Below are 18,834 nucleotides of genomic sequence, written 5' to 3' on the forward strand. Positions count from 1 at the left end.
TACCGCCTTACGTTTCTAATATAAGTTAATCATCAAGCTGAAAAACTGTCATAAAAATTTGACGGTTTAAAAAAATGTCTATATTTGCCTTACCAATAAAACCAAAGCAATGATAGTATTTGCAATCCGTTTGAGGTTCTAAATAACCGAGGATTCCTCCTTTACCACTTTTTAAATTATGCGTTTTAATAACGCGTAATTGTCTATTTTACAAATTTTCACATTATTATATATGTCACAGTCAATAAAGACACAGGGCAAACTATCTTCATTTTATACGGTTTTAAAGCAATCATTAAAAGGCGAAGAAGTAGATTTAACATCAATAAGCATTAACAGAGCCATTATTTTATTAGCCATTCCAATGATGCTGGAAATGGCGATGGAGTCGGTTTTTGCCTTAGTCGATCTATATTTTGTAGGTCATTTGGAAAACAGTAGTCATGCCATACAAACAGTTGGATTAACCGAGTCTGTTTTAACAATAATTTATTCTTTAGCCATTGGTTTAAGCATGGCAGCAACAGCAGTTGTTGCAAGAAGAATAGGCGAGAAAAATCCTGATGCCGCTGGTAAGGCTGGGATGCAAACTATTGTTATTGCTGTAATTATAAATCTTGCAATAAGTATTTTAGGTCTATTTTACGCAAGGGAGATTTTAATGCTTATGGGCGCTTCGCCCGAAACTGCAGACCATGGAACTGCATTCATTAGAATTATGATGGGCGGAAGCATTATCATTGTTTTGCTGTTTCTAATTAATGGGATTTTTAGAGGGGCTGGAAACGCTGCAATAGCTATGAGAAGCTTATGGATCGCTAATATTGCAAACATTATCTTATGTCCTATTTTTATTAATGGCCTCGGTCCTATACCTGCGTTTGGATTAACAGGAGCTGCTATTGCAACTACTATTGGTCGTGGTTTAGGCGTTTGTTACCAAATTTATCATTTATTTAACGGGAAAAACGCTTTAAAAATAAAATTTGGCTTTTTAGTTCCAGAGTGGCAACAGATAAAAGCTATTATTAAAATTGCAGCACCCGGCGTTCTTCAGTTTGTTATAGCTAGCTGCAGCTGGGTATTTTTAGCACAATTGGTAGCCACAACTGGTGGAGATCATGGTTCTGCTGGTTACCAAACAGCACTAAGATTAATGATGTTTTTTTTACTTCCTGCTTGGGGTTTAAGCAATGCCGCCGCCACACTAGTTGGACAAAATTTGGGGGCAGGACGTATAGACAGGGCAGAAAAATCAGTATTTCAAACCATGAAGTATACAATCATTTTTATGGCTGTGGTAAGTGTTACCTTTTTAACTTGCGGACATTTATTTGCTGCATTTTTCACTAAAGATCAACTCGTTATCAGTGTCGCATCTAAAGCATTAAAAATTTTAAGCTGTGGTTTTATAATCTATGGAATGGGAATGGTTTTAACAAGCGCATTTAATGGTGCTGGTGATACCTGGACACCAACAAAAATTAATGTTTTCGCCTTTTGGGTCTTTCAGATTCCTTTTGCCTATTTTTTGGCTAAATATATGGGAATGGGACCAACAGGTGTTTTTATTGCCATACCAACAGCAGAAGTTGGAATTGCAATAGCCGCTTATATCTTGTTTAAAAAGGGTAAATGGAAAAAAATTAAAGTCTAATTTATCTTTATTTCAAACCACGTTATTTTAAAAATAATGTGGTTTGATTTTTTATGAGCAGTTTATTGTATTGTATTCAAATCAATCTACATTTATTTAGAAGATTGAAAAACATTAAAGGTAATGGCTTCTCCAATAATTTTCAGAACAACAACACCGTGTTTTGGCACTTCAAATGTTTGTGTTTTAACATTTAGCGGGCCAAAATCTTTTGTTTTCCATAAATCCTGCATGGTGTACCCCTTATTAGATTCATTAATATTCACCCGAAAATTGTTCCAGCTAGACCATCCCATAATTGGCGTTGTTTGGGTTGATGATTTCTGTTGTGCTGATGCTGTAGTTAAAATAGATCAAAAGAAAAAGCTCCAAATAATATTTTTCAGGTTCATGTATTTAAACTTAGGTTAAGTTATTCGAATATACTTTTTTATATAATTAGAATTTAAATATCATTCATTTTCTTCTGTGCAATAAGATTAAAAAACAGGTAAGAAGCATAGAAAAAAAGAGTCGCTTAAAGTCATAAATAAAATGAATATAGAATTATAAAATACCACAATATTTTCTCCCTTAAAATTTACCTTAAAAAAGCTATCTTTGCGCAAAGATGAAGCATATACGTAATTTTTGCATTATTGCACATATTGACCACGGTAAAAGCACCTTGGCCGATAGGTTATTAGAATATACCGAGACAATTTCGAAGCGTGAGGCGCAAGCACAATTGCTCGATAATATGGATTTGGAGCGTGAGAGAGGCATAACAATTAAAAGTCATGCCATACAAATGAATTATAAAGTTGGTGGAATTGAATACAATTTCAACCTAATTGATACACCCGGTCACGTAGATTTTTCTTATGAAGTTTCTCGTTCAATCGCAGCTTGCGAAGGTGCTTTATTGATTGTGGATGCTTCACAAGGTATTCAGGCTCAAACAATTTCTAACTTATACCTTGCCTTAGAGCATGACCTTGAAATTATTCCTATTTTAAATAAAATGGATCTACCAGGCGCTATGCCTGAAGAGGTTAAGGATCAAATTATTGATTTAATTGGCTGTAAACGTGAAGATATTATTCCTGCATCTGGTAAAACAGGTATGGGTATCCCTGATATTATTCAAGCAATTGTAGACCGTGTACCTGCTCCTGTCGGTAATCCTGATGGTGAGTTGCAAGCGTTAATTTTCGACTCTGTTTTTAACTCATTCAGAGGGATTATTGCTTATTATAAAGTAGTTAACGGAGAAATTAAAAAAGGAGACAAAGTTAAATTCATCAACACTGGTAAACAATATTTAGCAGATGAAGTTGGTGTTTTAAAACTTGACATGTCTCCGCGAAGCGTAGTTAAAACCGGTGATGTAGGCTATATTATTTCCGGTATTAAAGAAGCTCGTGAAGTAAAAGTTGGTGATACAATAACAACTGTTGATAGGCCAGCTGCTGAAGCAATTCAAGGTTTTGAAGAGGTTAAGCCAATGGTTTTTGCTGGTATTTACCCAGTTGATACCGACGAATTTGAAGAGTTGCGTGAAGCCATGCACAAATTGCAACTTAATGATGCATCAATTGTTTTCGAACCAGAAAGTTCTGCCGCATTAGGTTTCGGTTTCCGTTGTGGTTTCCTTGGTATGCTTCACATGGAAATTATCCAGGAGCGTTTAGAGCGTGAGTTCGATATGACGGTAATTACCACCGTACCGAACGTATCTTATATTGCCCACACTACAAAGGGTGATGAAATTATTGTAAATAATCCTTCAGATTTACCTGATCCAAGTAAGCTTGATTCTGTAGAAGAACCTTATATTAAAGCTAATATTATCACTAAAGCTGAGTTTGTTGGTCCAGTAATGTCTCTTTGTATTCAAAAAAGAGGTATCATCGTTAATCAATCTTATTTAACTTCAGATCGTGTTGAATTGATTTTTGAAATGCCGATGGGTGAAATTGTATTTGATTTTTATGATAAGTTAAAAACGATTTCAAAAGGCTACGCTTCATTCGATTATCATCAAGTTGGTTATCGTAAATCTGATCTAGTAAGATTGGATATGTTGCTAAATGATGAACCTGTTGATGCTTTATCATCATTAATTCACAGAAGTAATGCTTACGATTTTGGAAAGAAAATCTGCGAAAAATTAAGGGAGTTAATCCCACGCCAGCAATTTGAAATTAAAATTCAAGCATCTATCGGTGCTAAGGTTATTGCTCGTGAAACACTCAGTGCTTTGCGTAAGGATGTTACTGCAAAATGTTATGGCGGTGATATTTCTCGTAAACGTAAATTACTTGAAAAACAGAAAAAGGGTAAAAAACGCATGCGCCAGGTTGGAAACGTAGAAATTCCACAAACGGCATTTATGGCAGTTTTGAAATTAGATTAAAAAGTTAGATTTAGAGCGTTGATATGAGATTTAAATTTCTGTTTTAAACCTCATATCTTAGCTTTAGTTTCTTATATATTATAGTAGAATGCAGTTACTCGACGGAAAATACGTATCAGAAAAAGTTAAGCTTCAAATTGCTCAAGAAGCTGCAGATTTTTTAAAAACCAGCGGTCGTAAACCACACTTAGTTGCCATTTTAGTTGGCAATGATGGAGGTAGTGAAACTTACGTAGCCAGTAAAATGAAAAACTGCGAGAAAGTTGGTTTTAAATCTTCTTTATACAGATATGATAATTCCGTAACTGAGGAAGAATTATTGCAAAAGATTGAAGAGATAAATCAAGATGCTGATGTAGATGGTTTAATTGTTCAATTACCTCTTCCTAAACATATTGATCCAGAAAAAGTAACAGAAAAAATCGACCATCGTAAAGATGTTGATGGCTTTCATCCAGTAAATTTAGGTAGAATGATACGTAATTTGCCTTGCTTTATTCCTGCCACTCCCTACGGGATTTTATTAATGTTACAAGCATACAATATCGATACAACTGGCAAACATTGTGTTGTTGTAGGTAGAAGTAATATTGTTGGCAGTCCGATGAGTATTTTAATGGCTCGTAATGCAAACCCAGGCAATTGTACAGTTACACTTACCCATTCTAAAACTAAAGACCTTACGGCGCAAATTTTACAGGCAGATATTATTATTGCCGCAATTGGTAAAAAGAACTTTGTAACAGCAGACATGGTTAAGCCAGGCGCTATAATTATTGATGTTGGTATAAACCGTGAAACTTCTACTGAAACAAAATCTGGCTACAAATTATTTGGTGATGTAGATTTTGAAAATGTAGCGCCGAAGTCATCTTATATTACGCCTGTTCCTGGCGGTGTAGGTTTAATGACTATAGTTGGTTTATTAAAAAACACTTTAGCATCTTCTAGAAAAGAGATTTATCCATAAAGATTACTGCCTGATAACAAGGATCTTATATAGTTATTTTTATACGTATTAAATATTTTTTAATCACGTAATTAAAATGTATATTTGTGTAAATCATAAAAAGATGGATACCAAATTAACATTAAGCTTAGATCAGGAAGTTGTAACTAAGGCTAAAAAATATGCTGCTGATCACAACATCAGTTTATCTCGCCTTATTGAGTATCTTTTAACTCAGGTTACTTCCAACGAATATAAATCATTAGAAGAGTACCCTATTTCTGATTGGGTAAGCATGGTTGCCGAAGGTGAAGTTGAGTATAAAAAAACATCTAAATCTTCAAAAGATGAATTCTTTTCTTCCAGAAAGTAATTAATGCTAAAGATTTTTTTAGATGCCAATGTGTTGGTTTCTGTTCTCAATAAGGAATATCCATTATTTACTTATTCTTCCAGAATTTTAAGCCTTGCCTCGAATCCAAAGTTTGAAGTTTACACCTCTCCTCTTTGCCTTGCAATAGCCTTTTACTTTGCAGAAAAAAAACAAAATGCTCAAATGGCTAAAGAAAAGATAGATTTGCTCTGTAAGCATATCAAAATAGCTGAAAACTCAATGCATGGCGTTCATCATACCTTAATAAATAAGGCGATTCATGATTTTGAAGACGGTTTAGAATATCACGCAGCCAAGGAAAAAGGCTGTAAATGTATAATAACAGAAGATATTGAAGATTTCTACTTTTCGGAGATTGAAGTATTAAATTGTAAAGCATTTTTTAAACAATACTTATCGGTTTAAGACCAAAGTTTTGTCCACCAGCTTTCTTCAAAACCAATATATAAACCATCATCTCTTATTTCCGTTGGGTAAATATTTATATAATCACCTTGACCTTCTGCCCCTCTTCCAGTTTTTAAGTTATATTCATATCTATGAATTGGGCAAACCAGATTTCCATTTTTGCACCAACCGCCATTAAAATGGCCACCAGCATGTGGACAATAAGCTTGTGTAGCAAAAATTTGTTCGCCATCCTTAATAATACAAATTTGCTTTCCTTCAATTTTTACTAAATGGATGGCATCGGTTTTAGGAATTTGAAAATTATTTAAAGCTTTAAACCAACGCATTTGCATAAAATTTTAGACGAGTATTTATTTGTTTCTTCATCTAAGGGTTATTTTTTACTAAGATAAAGTTTTACACCGATTTTTTTAGGATATTTGCATCCTCAAAAATGAAACAAGACATACCAGAAGACGGCACTTTACTTCCTTTAATGGAAGAGTTTTACACGATACAGGGCGAAGGATTTAACACGGGAAAAGCGGCTTATTTTATTCGCTTAGGTGGTTGCGATGTTGGTTGCCACTGGTGTGATGTTAAAGAAAGTTGGGACGCAGAGATGCATCCGCTTACTCCTGCGGATGTTATTGTGGAGAATGCAAAAAAATATCCAGGTAAGGCAGTTGTAATTACTGGTGGCGAACCTTTAATTTATAATTTAGATTATCTTACTTCTAAGCTACAAGCGGAAGGGATTTTAACTTTTATTGAAACTTCTGGTGCTTATCCATTATCAGGTAACTGGGATTGGATTTGCTTATCTCCTAAAAAATTCAAGGCACCAAGGCCAGATATTACACCTTTTGCAAATGAGCTAAAAGTAATTGTATTTAATAAAAGTGATTTTAAATGGGCTGAAGAATATGCACAGTCTGTATCTCCAGGATGTAAACTATACTTGCAGCCAGAGTGGTCTAAATCAAAGGAAATGACGCCTTTAATTATAGATTACGTAATGGCAAATCCAAAATGGGAAATTTCCTTACAAACGCACAAATTTTTAAATATTCCTTAAATAGTTTACATTAGCTTTGATAACCAAATGTTAATGTAATGAAAAATAGCTTAATCATTTTATTTAGCATACTGAGCATTTATTGTTTTGGGCAAAATCCGAATAAGAAAGCACAGAACTTATTTGAGAAAGCTAATCCTTTTATTCAGAAACAAGATTATAATGCAGCAGCACAACTGTTGGAAAGCGCTATACAAACTGATCCACAGTTTCAAAATGCGATAATAGTTTTGGCTGATCTTTACCGAATACAAAAAAAATATACTGAGGCGAAGCTTAATTATCAGAAAGCCATTAACATTAATAAAAATGTTTTGCCAGAAGTTATTTTCAATCTGGCACAAATGGAATTCGCCACTTCGGAATATTCAAAAGCCAGGCAACATTTTGAAGAGTTTATCACATTAGATAAATCGTCTGAAAGAAATAAAAAAGCAAAAAAGTACCTTTTAGATTGTGATTTTGCTATTGAAGGAATTAAAAAGCCAGTTAAATATACACCCAAAAATCTTGGCGAAGGTGTAAATACTTCAAATGCCGAATATTTTCCTGCCCTAACGGCTGATGGAGAGACCTTAATTTTTACTAGACAAATTAATGGCAATGAAGATTTTTGGACATCCCAGTTTAAAAATAATAAGTGGAATACTGCTACCCCACTTTCGAGTAAAATAAATACGGCAAAATACAATGAAGGTGCTCAAACGATATCTCCTGATGGTAAGTACTTATTCTTTACTGGTTGTAATCGTCCTGATGGTTTAGGCAGATGCGATATTTACGTTTCCCACAGAGAAGGTGCAGATTGGGGAGAGCCTTACAATATCGGTAGCCCCGTAAATTCAGAATACTGGGAATCACAGCCGTCTATTAGTCCTGATGGAAGTACGCTCTATTTTGTAAGTAACCGTCCTGGCGGTTTAGGTGGTTATGATATTTGGAAAAGTACAATTACAGATTCAAAATGGGGACCTGCAGTAAACCTTGGTCCTGATATTAATACACCATATGATGAAAATACTCCATTTATTCATGCAGATGGTAAAACATTATACTTTTCATCAGATGGGTGGCCAGGGTTTGGAAACAAAGATATTTTTTACAGTCGCTTGGATGATTCCGGTAAATGGCAAAAACCAGTTAATTTAGGTTATCCTGTAAATTCTTTCGATGATGAAAGTGGCTTAATAGTTAGTGCTGATGGTAATTATGGCTTCTTCTCTTCTAATTTTAAAGATGGATATGGCTTGCAGGATATTTATAGTTTCGGGATACCTGAACAAGCAAAACCCTTAAAAATAAGCTACGTAAAAGGTATTGTAAAGGATAAAGACAGTCAGAAAACAATAGAAAGCAATGTACAGGTTGTTGATTTAAAAACAAATAAAACAGTTTTTGATGATTATACAGATCCAACAACGGGAAGCTTTTTAGCCGTAATGCCCGTTGGCAGTAATTACATGTTTAATGTAAATGCTGAAGGTTATATGTTTTATTCAGAAAACTTTGAATTAAAGCCTGGTGACATTAATAGTCCTTATCAAATTGAGGTTTTTATTGAAAAAATTAAGGCTGGTGGCAATGTAACTTTAAAAAACATTTTCTTTGATACCAATAAATACAATCTTCTGCCAGCCTCTATTAAAGAATTAGAAATTCTAATTGGTTTTTTAAACGATAATTCAACGGTAGAGATTGAAATACAAGGCCATACCGATAATGTTGGTGATGATAAATTGAACGAAAAGCTATCTTTAAACAGAGCTAATGCAGTTTATGAATATCTGATAAGGAATAAGATTAGTGCTAAAAGACTTACTTTTAAAGGATTTGGTGCCAATAAACCAATTGCAGATAACAAAACTGAATTAGGTAGAAAAAATAATCGAAGAACTTCTTTTGTAATTACGAAAGTATAATCCTTATTTTTTCAAGCTAAAAGGATATAAATTTTTATCAATTTCTACTACTAAGCTATCGGCTTTTTTTTTTTCAAGAATATACACATTCGATTCCCATTTTTGCATTAATGAGGCCATTCCACTTGCTACATCTCCTAAACGTTTAGATTGTAATTTAATAAAGCGTTTATTTTTTTGGGTTCCGTCATCTAAAACTTTATCTACATAAATGGCATGCCCGGTGTTATTAACTTCTCCCATAACCATTATTGGAGCTTTTGGGTGAGAAACAATAAATACAAGGTTTTTATTAAAATCTATTGAGTTTACTTGTACCGAATAATCTTCTTTATTTACTCTGAATCTTTTTTCGGTATAATCTCCAATAATATTATTTAATTGCTCAGCACTAACAACAGGTAGAAAGGCTACATCATCATAAAGCGGTAGATCTTGTTCCTCCTCTGATTGAATTTGTAAAGTGCTATCAGCTCCGGATTCTTTTGCGCTGTTCATTAGCACATTATTCATGTTATTAGCAAAATCCTTCATTCTGCCGCTGCCTGGTCTTAACGAAGTTTCAAAACTAAAATTATGCTTTACTTCTACCGTATTATTACAAGAAGTTAAAAGGCAGAATACCGATAAAATGGCAATGCCGGATTTTTTTAAGAGATTGTAATTCATGCTTAAAGATAATAATTTATATTTTTTTCCCTTTAAGCACTCTAATTTCCGAACCTTCAGCAAGCATTACAGAATCTGGTTTAGTACTTGCCAAATAACCAAATTCTTCTCCATAGTTAGTACCAAAATCAACATTTATAGTATATTCTTTAACGGGGTAAACTTCCCATCGTGGATGTTCTACACCATATTCTGATGTTTTATTTGTACCAACTTTGGTGTAACCCCAATAATGTTCAGTTATAAATTCTTCTTCGCTATCGATTGCAATTGTTTCTTTTGTTGAAGATGTTATTACAGAAAACTTATTCCAGTCTTTATTTTTCCACTGATATTCTACCTCCAGCTGGTCTTTTTGCTCAATCCACATATGTTTCATTGGCAAAGTTTGATAATTTTCTTTATAAATGGTATTGGCAATGAATGTAATTGCAGGTTTGGGAACAATTTCTTTAATGAATACCACTCCACGTTTCCAAATACCATTTTCATTGTATTTTACATAAAAACGAAGATTAACTTCTTCAAAGGTAGTGTGAAATGGAATAGTCAATCCTTTAAGTCTAACGTCTACAAACATAAAACCTACGAGGCTCACATAATATTTTCCTTGCCAGCTATCCAGTTCTACATGTGGTGGCAAATATTTTAAAAGGATATTCTTATCTACAGCATAATTTGCCAAAGCAAGTTTTCGCCATTCAGCAGTTAAGAATACTCCCTTATTTATATTCATTAAATAATTGCTTGTCTAATGCGAACCAATTTTACTAATGTATCTTCTAACAAATCCAGATGTAACATATTAGCCCCATCAGATTTTGCATTTGCAGGATCTGGATGCGTTTCAATAAATAAGCCATCCGCACCAACTGCAATAGCAGCTTTAGCGATTGTTAAAATCAACTCTGGTTTACCTCCAGTAACACCGCTACTTTGATTTGGCTGTTGTAAAGAATGTGTACAATCCATAACTACAGGTACACCAAAACTTTGCATTTCAGGTAAACCACGGTAATCAACAATTAAATCCTGATAACCAAAAGTATTTCCTCTATCAGTTAAAATTACCTTGTTGTTACCTGCTTCAACGATTTTCTCAACAGCAAATTTCATCGAACCAGCAGAAAGAAACTGTCCTTTTTTTACATTAACAACTTTGCCAGTTTCTGCTGCTGCAATTAATAAATCAGTTTGGCGACATAAAAATGCAGGAATTTGAAGTACATCTACATAAGCAGCAGCCATTGCAGCCTCGCCACTTTCGTGAATATCTGTTACCGTTGGCACATTAAATTCGCGACCAACTTTCTCCAAAATCTTTAATGCTTTTTCATCACCAATCCCTGTAAAAGAGCTGCCTTTGCTTCTATTCGCTTTGCGGTAAGAACCTTTAAATATGTAAGGAATTTTAAGTTTATCTGTTATAGAAATAATTTTTTCAGCAATGCGTAAAGCCATATCCTCACCTTCTATTGCGCATGGACCTGCCATTAAAAAAAAGTTTCCTGAATCTGTATTTTTTATATTATCTAAATAGTTAAGCATGTATTGGGTATATGTAAAATGGAAGAGGGAAAATGAAAATTTTAATTAGCATTTTCCCTCTTTAAATATGATCTAGTTTCCTAATTCCGACATGAATTTAATGCGCATTAGCTGGATTTCTTCTCGAGTATAATCTGTTTCGCCTAATTCATTCAAGGCTACATCAATCGAGTCATTTTCAGCAGCTCTGAAATAATCAAAAACTTCATCCTGCCTGTCATCATCAATTACTTCATCAATAAAATAATTAAGGTTTAATTTTGTTCCAGAATTAACGATGGATTCCACCTCTTTCAAAATCTCCTCGTAAGTAATGCCTTTTGAATCCGCAATATCCTCCAAACCAATTTGCCTATCGATATTTTGAATGATTGACACTTTCATTTGAGATTTATTAGCCTGTGTTTTGATAATTAGATCAATAGGGCGCTCAATGTCATTGTCTTCTACGTATTTCTTAATCAGCTCAATAAATGGAGAACCAAACTTCATGGCTTTACCAGAACCTACGCCAGATATTTGGCGTAACTCTTCCATAGTTATTGGGTAATGCGTACACATTTCCTCCAGTGAAGGATCTTGAAATACCACAAACGGAGGTACATTTTTTAATTTGGCTATTTTTTTACGCTGATCTTTAAGTAACTGTAAAAGTTGAGTATCTAGCGTACCAGTGCCCTGTTTTACATCATCATCGTCATCATCAATGCCAGATTCAATCGGCTCATTTAAGATAAATTTAAGACTGTAAGGATTATTTATAAACTCCCTACCTTGTTTGGTTAGCTTTAATAAACCGTAGTTGTCAATATCCTTAAAAAGGAAATTATTTAACACCGCTTGGCGAACAATTGACTTCCACATCAGTTCTCCGTCTTCTTTACCTAAGCCAAATTCAGGTACTTTACTATGTTCGTAAGCAATTGTTTGGGCGGTTTCTAAGCCAAGAAAAACGTTCAGTAAGTGAGCATCATCAAACTTTTCTCCGGTTTTTTCAATAAACTTTAATAAGGTAGATAAGCTTTCTTCGGCATCGAACTGTTTTTTAGGCTTTTTACAGTTATCGCACATACAATTACAGCCTGTTTCATTAAAGTTTTCGCCAAAGTAATGCAAAATCTGTTTACGACGGCAAACGCCTGACTCTGCATAATCAATTACTTCTTTTAATATTTGTGTACCAATTTCACGTTCAGCAACAGGTTTATCCTTCATAAACTTAGCTAGTTTATCTACATCTTTTTGCGCATAAAATGCAATGCAAACACCCTCGCCACCATCACGACCAGCTCTACCAGTTTCCTGGTAATAACCCTCCATGCTCTTAGGCACATCATGATGGATCACAAAACGTACGTCAGGTTTATCTATTCCCATACCAAAAGCAATTGTAGCCACAATTACCTCAGCATCTTCCATCAAAAACTTATCTTGTGTTTCTGCCCTAACTTTAGGATCCAAGCCTGCATGATATGGTAAAGCACTAATTCCGTTAAGGTTTAAAGCTTCGGCTACTTCCTCTACTTTTTTACGACTTAAGCAATAAATAATACCAGACTTACCTGTATTTGACTTAATATATTTTATAATTTCCTTAGTAATATCACGCTTGGGGCGGATTTCATAAAATAAGTTTGGACGGTTAAATGATGATTTAAACAACGTAGCCTCGGTCATTCCAAGGTTTTTAACAATATCTTGCTGAACTTTTGGAGTTGCAGTAGCAGTTAAAGCAATTATTGGGATGTTATTACCCAAACCACTGATTACTTGCCTAATTTTACGATACTCAGGTCTGAAATCATGGCCCCACTCCGAAATACAATGTGCCTCATCAACGGCAACAAAAGAAATTTTAATCAAATTTAAAAAATCAATGTTGTCTTGTTTAGCCAGCGATTCTGGTGCTACATATAACAATTTTGTTTGACCGCTCAATAGATCGGTTTTTACCTGAGTAATTTCAGATTTGTTTAGGGATGAATTTAGAAAATGAGCAATGCTGTCATTACCCCCAAATGCCCTTAATTGGTCCACCTGGTTTTTCATTAATGCAATAAGTGGCGAAATAACAATTGCTGTTCCTTCGCTCATTAAAGCAGGTAATTGGTAGCAAATAGACTTCCCCCCACCTGTTGGCATAATAACAAATGTATTATTGCCTTCTAAAATATTTGTAATGATCGACTCCTGATCACCTTTGAAATTATCAAACCCAAAGAAATTTTGTAGGTTATCAAATAACGACTTTTTCACGTCCATTTTGTGTAATAAAATATGCGATGCTATTTTTGTATCCAAAATAACATAATTTTACAAGAATTTCAAGTATTAACCGACAATTTTTTTCTCTTTGAAAAGTAAAAAATCAATAACTCAATCAGCTGTAGACACATTAGCGTTGGAAGCTGCTGCAATTTTAAATGTTGCCAATAATATTAATGCCGATTTTGAAAAGGTAGTTTTAAATATTTTAAACTGCAATGGTCGTGTAATTGTTACCGGAATTGGTAAAAGCGCTATTATTGCTCAAAAAATAGTGGCTACATTTAACTCAACAGGAACGCCAGCAATTTTTATGCATGCAGCAGATGCCATTCATGGTGATTTAGGTATGATCCAGCAAAACGATATTGTAATTTGCCTATCTAAAAGTGGAAATACGCCTGAGATAAAAGTCTTGATTCCGTTACTAAAAACTTCCGGTAATATTTTAATTGGAATGGTTGGTGAGTTAAATTCTTATTTAGCGCAACATGCTGATTTAATTCTGAATACCTCTGTAGAAAAAGAAGCATGTCCTCATAATCTTGCTCCAACAACCAGTACAACAGCTCAATTGGCTATGGGCGATGCGCTAGCTATTTGTTTACTAGAATGCAGAGATTTTAATGAAGCTGATTTCGCAAAATATCATCCTGGAGGAGCTCTTGGAAAAAAATTATACTTAAAGACTGGAGATTTAGCATTATCAAATGAAAAGCCACATATAAAGCGCTCAGCATCAGTTAAAGAGGTTTTAATTGAAATTAGTAAAAACCGTTTAGGTGCTGTTGCTGTTATTGATGATGAAAACCAAATATTGGGCGTAATTACGGATGGCGATATCAGAAGAATGCTTGAAAACAATACCAATATCGATAATTTAAAGGCAGAAGACATTATGGGTAGAAACCCAAAAAGCATTCAATTTGATGCTTTGGCTGTTGAAGCACTTGAAATAATCAGACAAAATAACATCACTCAATTGTTGGTTTTACAACAAAATACTTACTTTGGCATTATTCACTTACACGATCTTTTAAAAGAAGGAATTGTGTAGTTTCAAATTATAAAATGAATAAAGATTTTTATGCATTAATTATGGCTGGTGGCGTTGGAAGCCGCTTTTGGCCTGTGAGCAAAACAGAGTTTCCTAAACAATTTATAGACTTTTTCGGTGTTGGAAAAACTTTAATTCAAAGCACTTACGATCGATTTCTAAAAATATGTCCTCCTGAAAATATTTTTATTGTAACCAATGAAATTTATACTGATTTAATAAAGGAGCAATTGCCTCAACTGAGTGAAAACCAAATTTTAGCTGAGCCACTTTTACGTAATACTGCTCCTTGCATTGCCTACGGATCACTAAAAATTGCTGAACTTAATCCTAATGCAACTATTGTTGTAGCTCCATCAGATCATACCATTGCAAATTTAGATGATTTTTACACGTCTATAAATCAATCATTGGATGCCGCTTCTAAAAACGATTGTTTAATCACCTTAGGAATTATGCCCAATCGCCCAGATACAGGCTATGGCTATATTCAGCACACAGATCATGTTTTGGTTACAGATCCAAGTTTACATAAGGTTAAAACATTTACTGAAAAGCCAAATTTAGAACTGGCAAAATCATTTATTCAAAGTGGCGACTTTTTATGGAATGCGGGCATTTTTATCTGGTCGGCAAAATCTATTTTAAATGCCTTCGAAAAGCATCTGCCAGATATGTATGAAATTTTTAATCTTGGCCGCTCAGAAATGAATACCGAAAGAGAAAAGGCTTTTATTAATAATGCATATTTACAATGCACGAACATTTCCATTGATTTTGGGATTATGGAAAAGGCAGAGAATGTTTACGTTCTTCCTTCCAATTTTGGTTGGTCTGATTTAGGTACCTGGGCATCTATTTATGAAATGGCCGAAAAAGATTACGTTGGTAATGCGGTAATTCCGGCTGAACAGGTTATCATGTTTGATTCTTCAAATTGCATGATTAATGTACCAAAGGATAAACTTGTTATTTTACAAGGTTTGCACGATTACATTGTAGTTGAAAATAACAACATACTGATGATTTGTCCTAGAGATGAAGAGCAAAAAGTTAAGGAAATTGTAGCTGAGGTTAAATCCAGATTTGGAAATAAGTTTATATAAACAACAAAAGATATAAGAAAAGGGAGATAGAAAATTAGGCAATTTGCTTATTTCTATCTCCCTTTTCCTTTTTAAGCTTTAAAATTATACTGTTCTCTGTCTCACAGCTTCGTACAATATTACACCAGCAGCAACAGAAACATTTAATGATTCTATTTTCCCAGCCATTGGAATTTTTGCTAAATGATCTGCCACACGCAAAAGTTCATTAGAAATACCTTCATCTTCTGATCCCATTACAATTGCGGTTGGCATAGTGTAATCAGGAGCATAAATATAATCGTTCGTTTTTTCAGTACAAGCTACAATCTGCAAGCCACTTTCTTGCAAAAACAAACAGGTTTTGTGCAAGTTAGAATGGCGGCAAATTGGAATACTGAATAAGGCACCAGCCGAAGTTTTAATAGCATCGGCATTAATTTGAGCAGCATTTTTTAATGGAACAACAATGGCATGTACGCCAACGCATGCCGCAGTACGGGCAATTGCCCCCATGTTACGAACATCGGTTACGCTATCCAAAACCAAAATTAAAGGCACCTCTCCTTTTTCGAAAACAGCAGGAATAATATCTTCAATATTTTGATAAGTAATTGGAGAAATTACTGCAATAACACCTTGATGGTTTTTCTGCGTCATTCGGTTCAATTTTTCAATAGGAACAGAATTTAATGGAATTAAAGTGCCTGTTAAAAGTGTTTTTAATTCTAAAAATAGACCGCCAGACAAGCCGCGTTGCAAATAAATTGTTTCAATATCTCTTCCAGCTTTAATAGCTTCAATCACTGCTCTTATCCCAAAAACAAATTCATTATTCTCTTTTACGCGTTGCGGTTTTCTAAAATTATCCATGTTTAAAAATTGTTATACAAAAGTAAAGCAAATAATTGTTTTGCCTTGTATCAATCTCCTCCTTATTAACATTTAATTGTGTAGAAATTTTTAAAAGCTTCAAAATGCATGAAAAATTAATCCATTTAGGCATCAATTTGTTAACAAAGAAGTAGAAACTAATTAAAACAAAACGGGCAAAATTTAGCTACTTTTGTGGTATGGATAACGAACAAGGCGGAAAGAATAGCATGACTGCCCGAAAGAGCAGACTTAGCAATACAATTAGTTCACAAGGTAAAATACCACCGCAAGCGCTTGATTTAGAAGAGGCTGTACTTGGTGCTTTAATGCTTGAAAAAGATGCTTTATCTGCCGTAATTGATGTTTTAAAGCCAGAAGTTTTTTACAATGCGGCCCATCAAAAGATTTTTGAAGCCATCCATATTTTATTCGAAAAATCAAGACCGGTTGATATTTTAACTGTTACTGCTGAGCTACGTACCCTCGGTTCATTAGAAATGGTTGGCGGTGCATATTACATCACCAATTTAACAAACAGAGTAGCATCAGCAGCAAACATTGAATTTCACGCTCGTATTATTTCACAAAAATATATTCAACGTGAATTAATCCGGATTTCAACAGAAATTATAACCAACGCCTACGAAGATACTACCGATATTTTCGATTTGCTCGATCAGGCTGAAAAAGGACTTTTTGAAATTGCTCAAAATAACCTTCGCCGTGATACGCAAAAAATGGACGATATTATTAAACAGTCGTTAGCAACTTTAGAAGAATTAAGAACTAAAACTGACGGTTTAACTGGTGTGCCTACAGGCTTTACCGGTTTGGATAGAATTACAGGAGGTTGGCAGAAACAAGATTTAGTAATTATTGCTGCACGACCAGCGATGGGAAAAACGGCATTCGTTTTAACCTGTGCCCGAAATGCGGCTGTAGATTTTCACAAACCTTGCGTAGTTTTCTCCCTGGAGATGTCGTCAGTTCAATTGGTAAATCGTCTTATTTCGGGAGAAGCTGAAATTGAACAGGAAAAAATCAGGAAAGGAAATTTACAGGAATGGGAATGGCAACAATTACACAGTAAAATTGGAAGATTAACTGAAGCTCCATTATTAATTGATGATACCCCAGCACTTAATATTTTTGAATTTAGAGCAAAATGCCGTCGTTTAAAGGCACAATACGATATTCAAATGGTTATTGTCGATTACTTGCAGTTGATGCATGGTAAAGGCGAAGGTAAAGGTGGCGGTAACCGTGAGCAGGAAATTGGTAGTATTTCAAGGGCACTTAAATCTGTAGCCAAAGAGCTTGATATTCCTGTTCTTGCATTATCACAGTTAAGTCGTGCGGTAGAAAGTAGACCAGGTTTACAAGGTAAAAGACCAATGCTATCCGATTTACGTGAATCGGGTTCCATTGAGCAGGATGCGGATATGGTATTGTTCTTATATCGTCCTGAATATTATGGTATTACCGAGGATGAACAAGGGCGATCTCAGGCGGGTATTGGAGAAGTTATTATTGCAAAACACCGTAACGGTGAAACCGGAATTGTACCACTTAAATTCGTTGGTAAGTTTGTTAAATTCCAAGATTTAGAAGAAGATTTTAGCCCACCAAATTCTTTTGCAGCTGATAGTCCTTCTTCAGGAATGTATCCTTCACAAGATTTTGAAAAACAGAGCAATGTAATTATAAGACCATCAAAAATGGATGATTATAATGATGATGATCCTCCGTTTTAATTTAAAATATTAAGCCATAAAAAAGCCAGCAACGATAAAATTGCTGGCTTTTTGTTTAATATCTTTTGTTTAAATACCTTTTATTTTAAGCTGAAAACCAATCCAGTATTAAAGCTAGATCTTGATGTGGTTACTCTTGAGTCATCATTTTGCTTAAAAACATCTGTAAAACCTGCCTGACCATCCAATTCAAACAATATTTTCACTCTGCTTGATACTGGAATTTTAACACCAATTCCTAAATCGAAACCAATATCGGTTGTGTGTAAGAAATCTTTTAAATCGTTATTAAATTTGGTTTCCTTGGCGCTTAATAAAAAACCTGCGTACGGTCCAAAGTTTAAATACCAATTTCTTTTTTTACCAAAATGCCAGTTTGCAAGTACTGGGATTGTTAAATAATCCAAATGATAATCTGTTATAGCACTGCGGCCGGTAGTTAAATCGGTTAAATAACCTCTATCCCATCCTTTTTGGTCGTATGCAAGTCTTGCTTTAATGCTCCACCTATCAGAAAGATAATAATCGCCAAAAGCTGCAATGTTAAAGCCATTTCTGTAAGAACTGTTGGTTGTAGAGCCAGCTTGTACAGTTGAAAGGTTTAATCCTGCATTAAAACCGTACTCAAAGGTATTTTTTTGTTGTGCTTTTGCTGTGAAAAATCCCACAGATAATAATAAAAGTAGCGTTAATGGTTTTCTCATATTTATTTTTTAATTTAAAATTGCTCGAAGATAAAAACTAAATACTAAGTTTCTATATTGTTATAAAAATAAATATGTGGCTGAAAACTGT

At 34.4% G+C, this 18,834-nt stretch carries 18 protein-coding genes; 10 read left to right on the plus strand and 8 right to left on the minus strand.

The window, feature by feature from the left end:
• The first annotated feature begins 232 nt into the window (after positions 1 to 232).
• Positions 233 to 1,657 (plus strand): MATE family efflux transporter, encoded by a 1,425-nt coding sequence (locus EHC72_RS08180; RefSeq protein WP_131537192.1) that lies wholly within the window; start codon positions 233 to 235, stop codon positions 1,655 to 1,657.
• A gap of 92 nt (positions 1,658 to 1,749) precedes the next feature.
• Here EHC72_RS08180 and EHC72_RS08185 read toward each other — a convergent pair whose 3' ends face one another.
• Entirely contained in the window at positions 1,750 to 1,953 is a 204-nt protein-coding gene (locus tag EHC72_RS08185; protein WP_131537193.1) for a hypothetical protein, read from the minus strand.
• Between the two features lie 314 nt (positions 1,954 to 2,267).
• On the opposite strand from EHC72_RS08185, the gene lepA reads away from it, so the two are divergent.
• The 4 genes from lepA (at position 2,268) to EHC72_RS08205 (ending at position 5,803) form a co-directional block, all read left to right on the plus strand.
• Positions 2,268 to 4,055 carry a translation elongation factor 4 gene (gene lepA, locus EHC72_RS08190; RefSeq protein ID WP_131537194.1) on the plus strand — a complete coding sequence of 596 codons (1,788 nt, stop codon included), beginning with the start codon at positions 2,268 to 2,270 and terminating at the stop codon, positions 4,053 to 4,055.
• A gap of 88 nt (positions 4,056 to 4,143) precedes the next feature.
• On the plus strand, positions 4,144 to 5,025 hold the full coding sequence (locus tag EHC72_RS08195; protein ID WP_131537195.1) for a bifunctional 5,10-methylenetetrahydrofolate dehydrogenase/5,10-methenyltetrahydrofolate cyclohydrolase: 882 nt from the start codon (positions 4,144 to 4,146) through the stop codon (positions 5,023 to 5,025).
• Positions 5,026 to 5,128: 103 nt separating this feature from the next.
• Entirely contained in the window at positions 5,129 to 5,377 is a 249-nt protein-coding gene (locus tag EHC72_RS08200) for a DUF6364 family protein (protein ID WP_131537196.1), read from the plus strand.
• Positions 5,378 to 5,380: 3 nt separating this feature from the next.
• Positions 5,381 to 5,803, plus strand: a complete 423-nt coding sequence (locus tag EHC72_RS08205) for a PIN domain-containing protein (protein ID WP_131537197.1) — start codon at positions 5,381 to 5,383, stop codon at positions 5,801 to 5,803.
• Here the strand turns inward: EHC72_RS08205 and EHC72_RS08210 are convergent.
• Positions 5,800 to 6,135 (minus strand): Rieske (2Fe-2S) protein, encoded by a 336-nt coding sequence (locus tag EHC72_RS08210; protein WP_131537198.1) that lies wholly within the window; start codon positions 6,133 to 6,135, stop codon positions 5,800 to 5,802. The genes EHC72_RS08205 and EHC72_RS08210 overlap by 4 nt on opposite strands.
• A gap of 107 nt (positions 6,136 to 6,242) precedes the next feature.
• Here EHC72_RS08210 and EHC72_RS08215 point away from each other — a divergent pair, with 107 nt between their 5' ends.
• Both EHC72_RS08215 and EHC72_RS08220 read left to right on the plus strand, forming a co-directional pair.
• On the plus strand, positions 6,243 to 6,866 hold the full coding sequence (locus tag EHC72_RS08215) for a 7-carboxy-7-deazaguanine synthase QueE (protein ID WP_131537199.1): 624 nt from the start codon (positions 6,243 to 6,245) through the stop codon (positions 6,864 to 6,866).
• A gap of 38 nt (positions 6,867 to 6,904) precedes the next feature.
• Positions 6,905 to 8,785 (plus strand): OmpA family protein, encoded by a 1,881-nt coding sequence (locus EHC72_RS08220; RefSeq protein ID WP_131537200.1) that lies wholly within the window; start codon positions 6,905 to 6,907, stop codon positions 8,783 to 8,785.
• A 3-nt stretch (positions 8,786 to 8,788) separates the two neighbouring features.
• On the opposite strand, the gene EHC72_RS08225 is transcribed toward EHC72_RS08220, so the two are convergent.
• From EHC72_RS08225 to recQ, 4 genes are all read right to left on the minus strand, one after another.
• Positions 8,789 to 9,454 carry a hypothetical protein gene (locus tag EHC72_RS08225; protein ID WP_131537201.1) on the minus strand — a complete coding sequence of 222 codons (666 nt, stop codon included), beginning with the start codon at positions 9,452 to 9,454 and terminating at the stop codon, positions 8,789 to 8,791.
• A 16-nt stretch (positions 9,455 to 9,470) separates the two neighbouring features.
• Positions 9,471 to 10,190, minus strand: a complete 720-nt coding sequence (locus tag EHC72_RS08230; RefSeq protein ID WP_131537202.1) for a YqjF family protein — start codon at positions 10,188 to 10,190, stop codon at positions 9,471 to 9,473.
• The gene (kdsA, locus tag EHC72_RS08235) at positions 10,190 to 11,002 is read right to left on the minus strand and encodes a 3-deoxy-8-phosphooctulonate synthase (RefSeq protein ID WP_131537203.1); all 813 of its coding nucleotides are present in this window, start codon (positions 11,000 to 11,002) and stop codon (positions 10,190 to 10,192) included. Before kdsA ends, EHC72_RS08230 begins: the two co-directional genes overlap by 1 nt.
• A 72-nt stretch (positions 11,003 to 11,074) precedes the next feature.
• Positions 11,075 to 13,264, minus strand: a complete 2,190-nt coding sequence (gene recQ, locus EHC72_RS08240; RefSeq protein ID WP_131537262.1) for a DNA helicase RecQ — start codon at positions 13,262 to 13,264, stop codon at positions 11,075 to 11,077.
• A 91-nt stretch (positions 13,265 to 13,355) separates the two neighbouring features.
• Here recQ and EHC72_RS08245 point away from each other — a divergent pair, with 91 nt between their 5' ends.
• Together EHC72_RS08245 and EHC72_RS08250 are read left to right on the plus strand one after the other, a co-directional pair.
• Complete coding sequence (locus EHC72_RS08245) at positions 13,356 to 14,324, plus strand: KpsF/GutQ family sugar-phosphate isomerase (protein ID WP_131537204.1); 969 nt, start codon at positions 13,356 to 13,358, stop codon at positions 14,322 to 14,324.
• Between the two features lie 14 nt (positions 14,325 to 14,338).
• The gene (locus EHC72_RS08250) at positions 14,339 to 15,430 is read left to right on the plus strand and encodes a mannose-1-phosphate guanylyltransferase (RefSeq protein ID WP_131537205.1); all 1,092 of its coding nucleotides are present in this window, start codon (positions 14,339 to 14,341) and stop codon (positions 15,428 to 15,430) included.
• Positions 15,431 to 15,514: 84 nt separating this feature from the next.
• On the opposite strand, the gene rlmB is transcribed toward EHC72_RS08250, so the two are convergent.
• Positions 15,515 to 16,282 (minus strand): 23S rRNA (guanosine(2251)-2'-O)-methyltransferase RlmB, encoded by a 768-nt coding sequence (gene rlmB, locus EHC72_RS08255; RefSeq protein WP_131537206.1) that lies wholly within the window; start codon positions 16,280 to 16,282, stop codon positions 15,515 to 15,517.
• Between the two features lie 200 nt (positions 16,283 to 16,482).
• Here rlmB and dnaB point away from each other — a divergent pair, with 200 nt between their 5' ends.
• Positions 16,483 to 18,039 carry a replicative DNA helicase gene (dnaB, locus tag EHC72_RS08260; RefSeq protein WP_131537207.1) on the plus strand — a complete coding sequence of 519 codons (1,557 nt, stop codon included), beginning with the start codon at positions 16,483 to 16,485 and terminating at the stop codon, positions 18,037 to 18,039.
• Between the two features lie 80 nt (positions 18,040 to 18,119).
• Here dnaB and EHC72_RS08265 read toward each other — a convergent pair whose 3' ends face one another.
• Entirely contained in the window at positions 18,120 to 18,743 is a 624-nt protein-coding gene (locus EHC72_RS08265) for a porin family protein (RefSeq protein WP_131537208.1), read from the minus strand.
• Positions 18,744 to 18,834 lie beyond the last annotated feature (91 nt).

Source organism: Pedobacter nototheniae (genome assembly GCF_004335085.1).
GTDB classification, from domain to species: domain Bacteria; phylum Bacteroidota; class Bacteroidia; order Sphingobacteriales; family Sphingobacteriaceae; genus Pedobacter; species Pedobacter nototheniae.

Excerpts from the sequence above, each read along its gene's own strand:
- kdsA (WP_131537203.1), bottom strand. The coding sequence starts at position 11,002 with ATGCTTAACTATTTAGATAATATAAAAAATACAGATTCAGGAAACTTT.
- EHC72_RS08220 (WP_131537200.1), top strand. The coding sequence starts at position 6,905 with ATGAAAAATAGCTTAATCATTTTATTTAGCATACTGAGCATTTATTGT.
- EHC72_RS08185 (WP_131537193.1), bottom strand. The coding sequence starts at position 1,953 with ATGGGATGGTCTAGCTGGAACAATTTTCGGGTGAATATTAATGAATCT.
- EHC72_RS08210 (WP_131537198.1), bottom strand. The coding sequence starts at position 6,135 with ATGCGTTGGTTTAAAGCTTTAAATAATTTTCAAATTCCTAAAACCGAT.
- EHC72_RS08180 (WP_131537192.1), top strand. The coding sequence starts at position 233 with ATGTCACAGTCAATAAAGACACAGGGCAAACTATCTTCATTTTATACG.
- EHC72_RS08265 (WP_131537208.1), bottom strand. The coding sequence starts at position 18,743 with ATGAGAAAACCATTAACGCTACTTTTATTATTATCTGTGGGATTTTTC.
- EHC72_RS08230 (WP_131537202.1), bottom strand. The coding sequence starts at position 10,190 with ATGAATATAAATAAGGGAGTATTCTTAACTGCTGAATGGCGAAAACTT.
- EHC72_RS08215 (WP_131537199.1), top strand. The coding sequence starts at position 6,243 with ATGAAACAAGACATACCAGAAGACGGCACTTTACTTCCTTTAATGGAA.
- dnaB (WP_131537207.1), top strand. The coding sequence starts at position 16,483 with ATGGATAACGAACAAGGCGGAAAGAATAGCATGACTGCCCGAAAGAGC.
- EHC72_RS08195 (WP_131537195.1), top strand. The coding sequence starts at position 4,144 with ATGCAGTTACTCGACGGAAAATACGTATCAGAAAAAGTTAAGCTTCAA.
- EHC72_RS08250 (WP_131537205.1), top strand. The coding sequence starts at position 14,339 with ATGAATAAAGATTTTTATGCATTAATTATGGCTGGTGGCGTTGGAAGC.
- EHC72_RS08225 (WP_131537201.1), bottom strand. The coding sequence starts at position 9,454 with ATGAATTACAATCTCTTAAAAAAATCCGGCATTGCCATTTTATCGGTA.
- EHC72_RS08205 (WP_131537197.1), top strand. The coding sequence starts at position 5,381 with ATGCTAAAGATTTTTTTAGATGCCAATGTGTTGGTTTCTGTTCTCAAT.
- rlmB (WP_131537206.1), bottom strand. The coding sequence starts at position 16,282 with ATGGATAATTTTAGAAAACCGCAACGCGTAAAAGAGAATAATGAATTT.
- EHC72_RS08200 (WP_131537196.1), top strand. The coding sequence starts at position 5,129 with ATGGATACCAAATTAACATTAAGCTTAGATCAGGAAGTTGTAACTAAG.
- lepA (WP_131537194.1), top strand. The coding sequence starts at position 2,268 with ATGAAGCATATACGTAATTTTTGCATTATTGCACATATTGACCACGGT.
- recQ (WP_131537262.1), bottom strand. The coding sequence starts at position 13,264 with ATGGACGTGAAAAAGTCGTTATTTGATAACCTACAAAATTTCTTTGGG.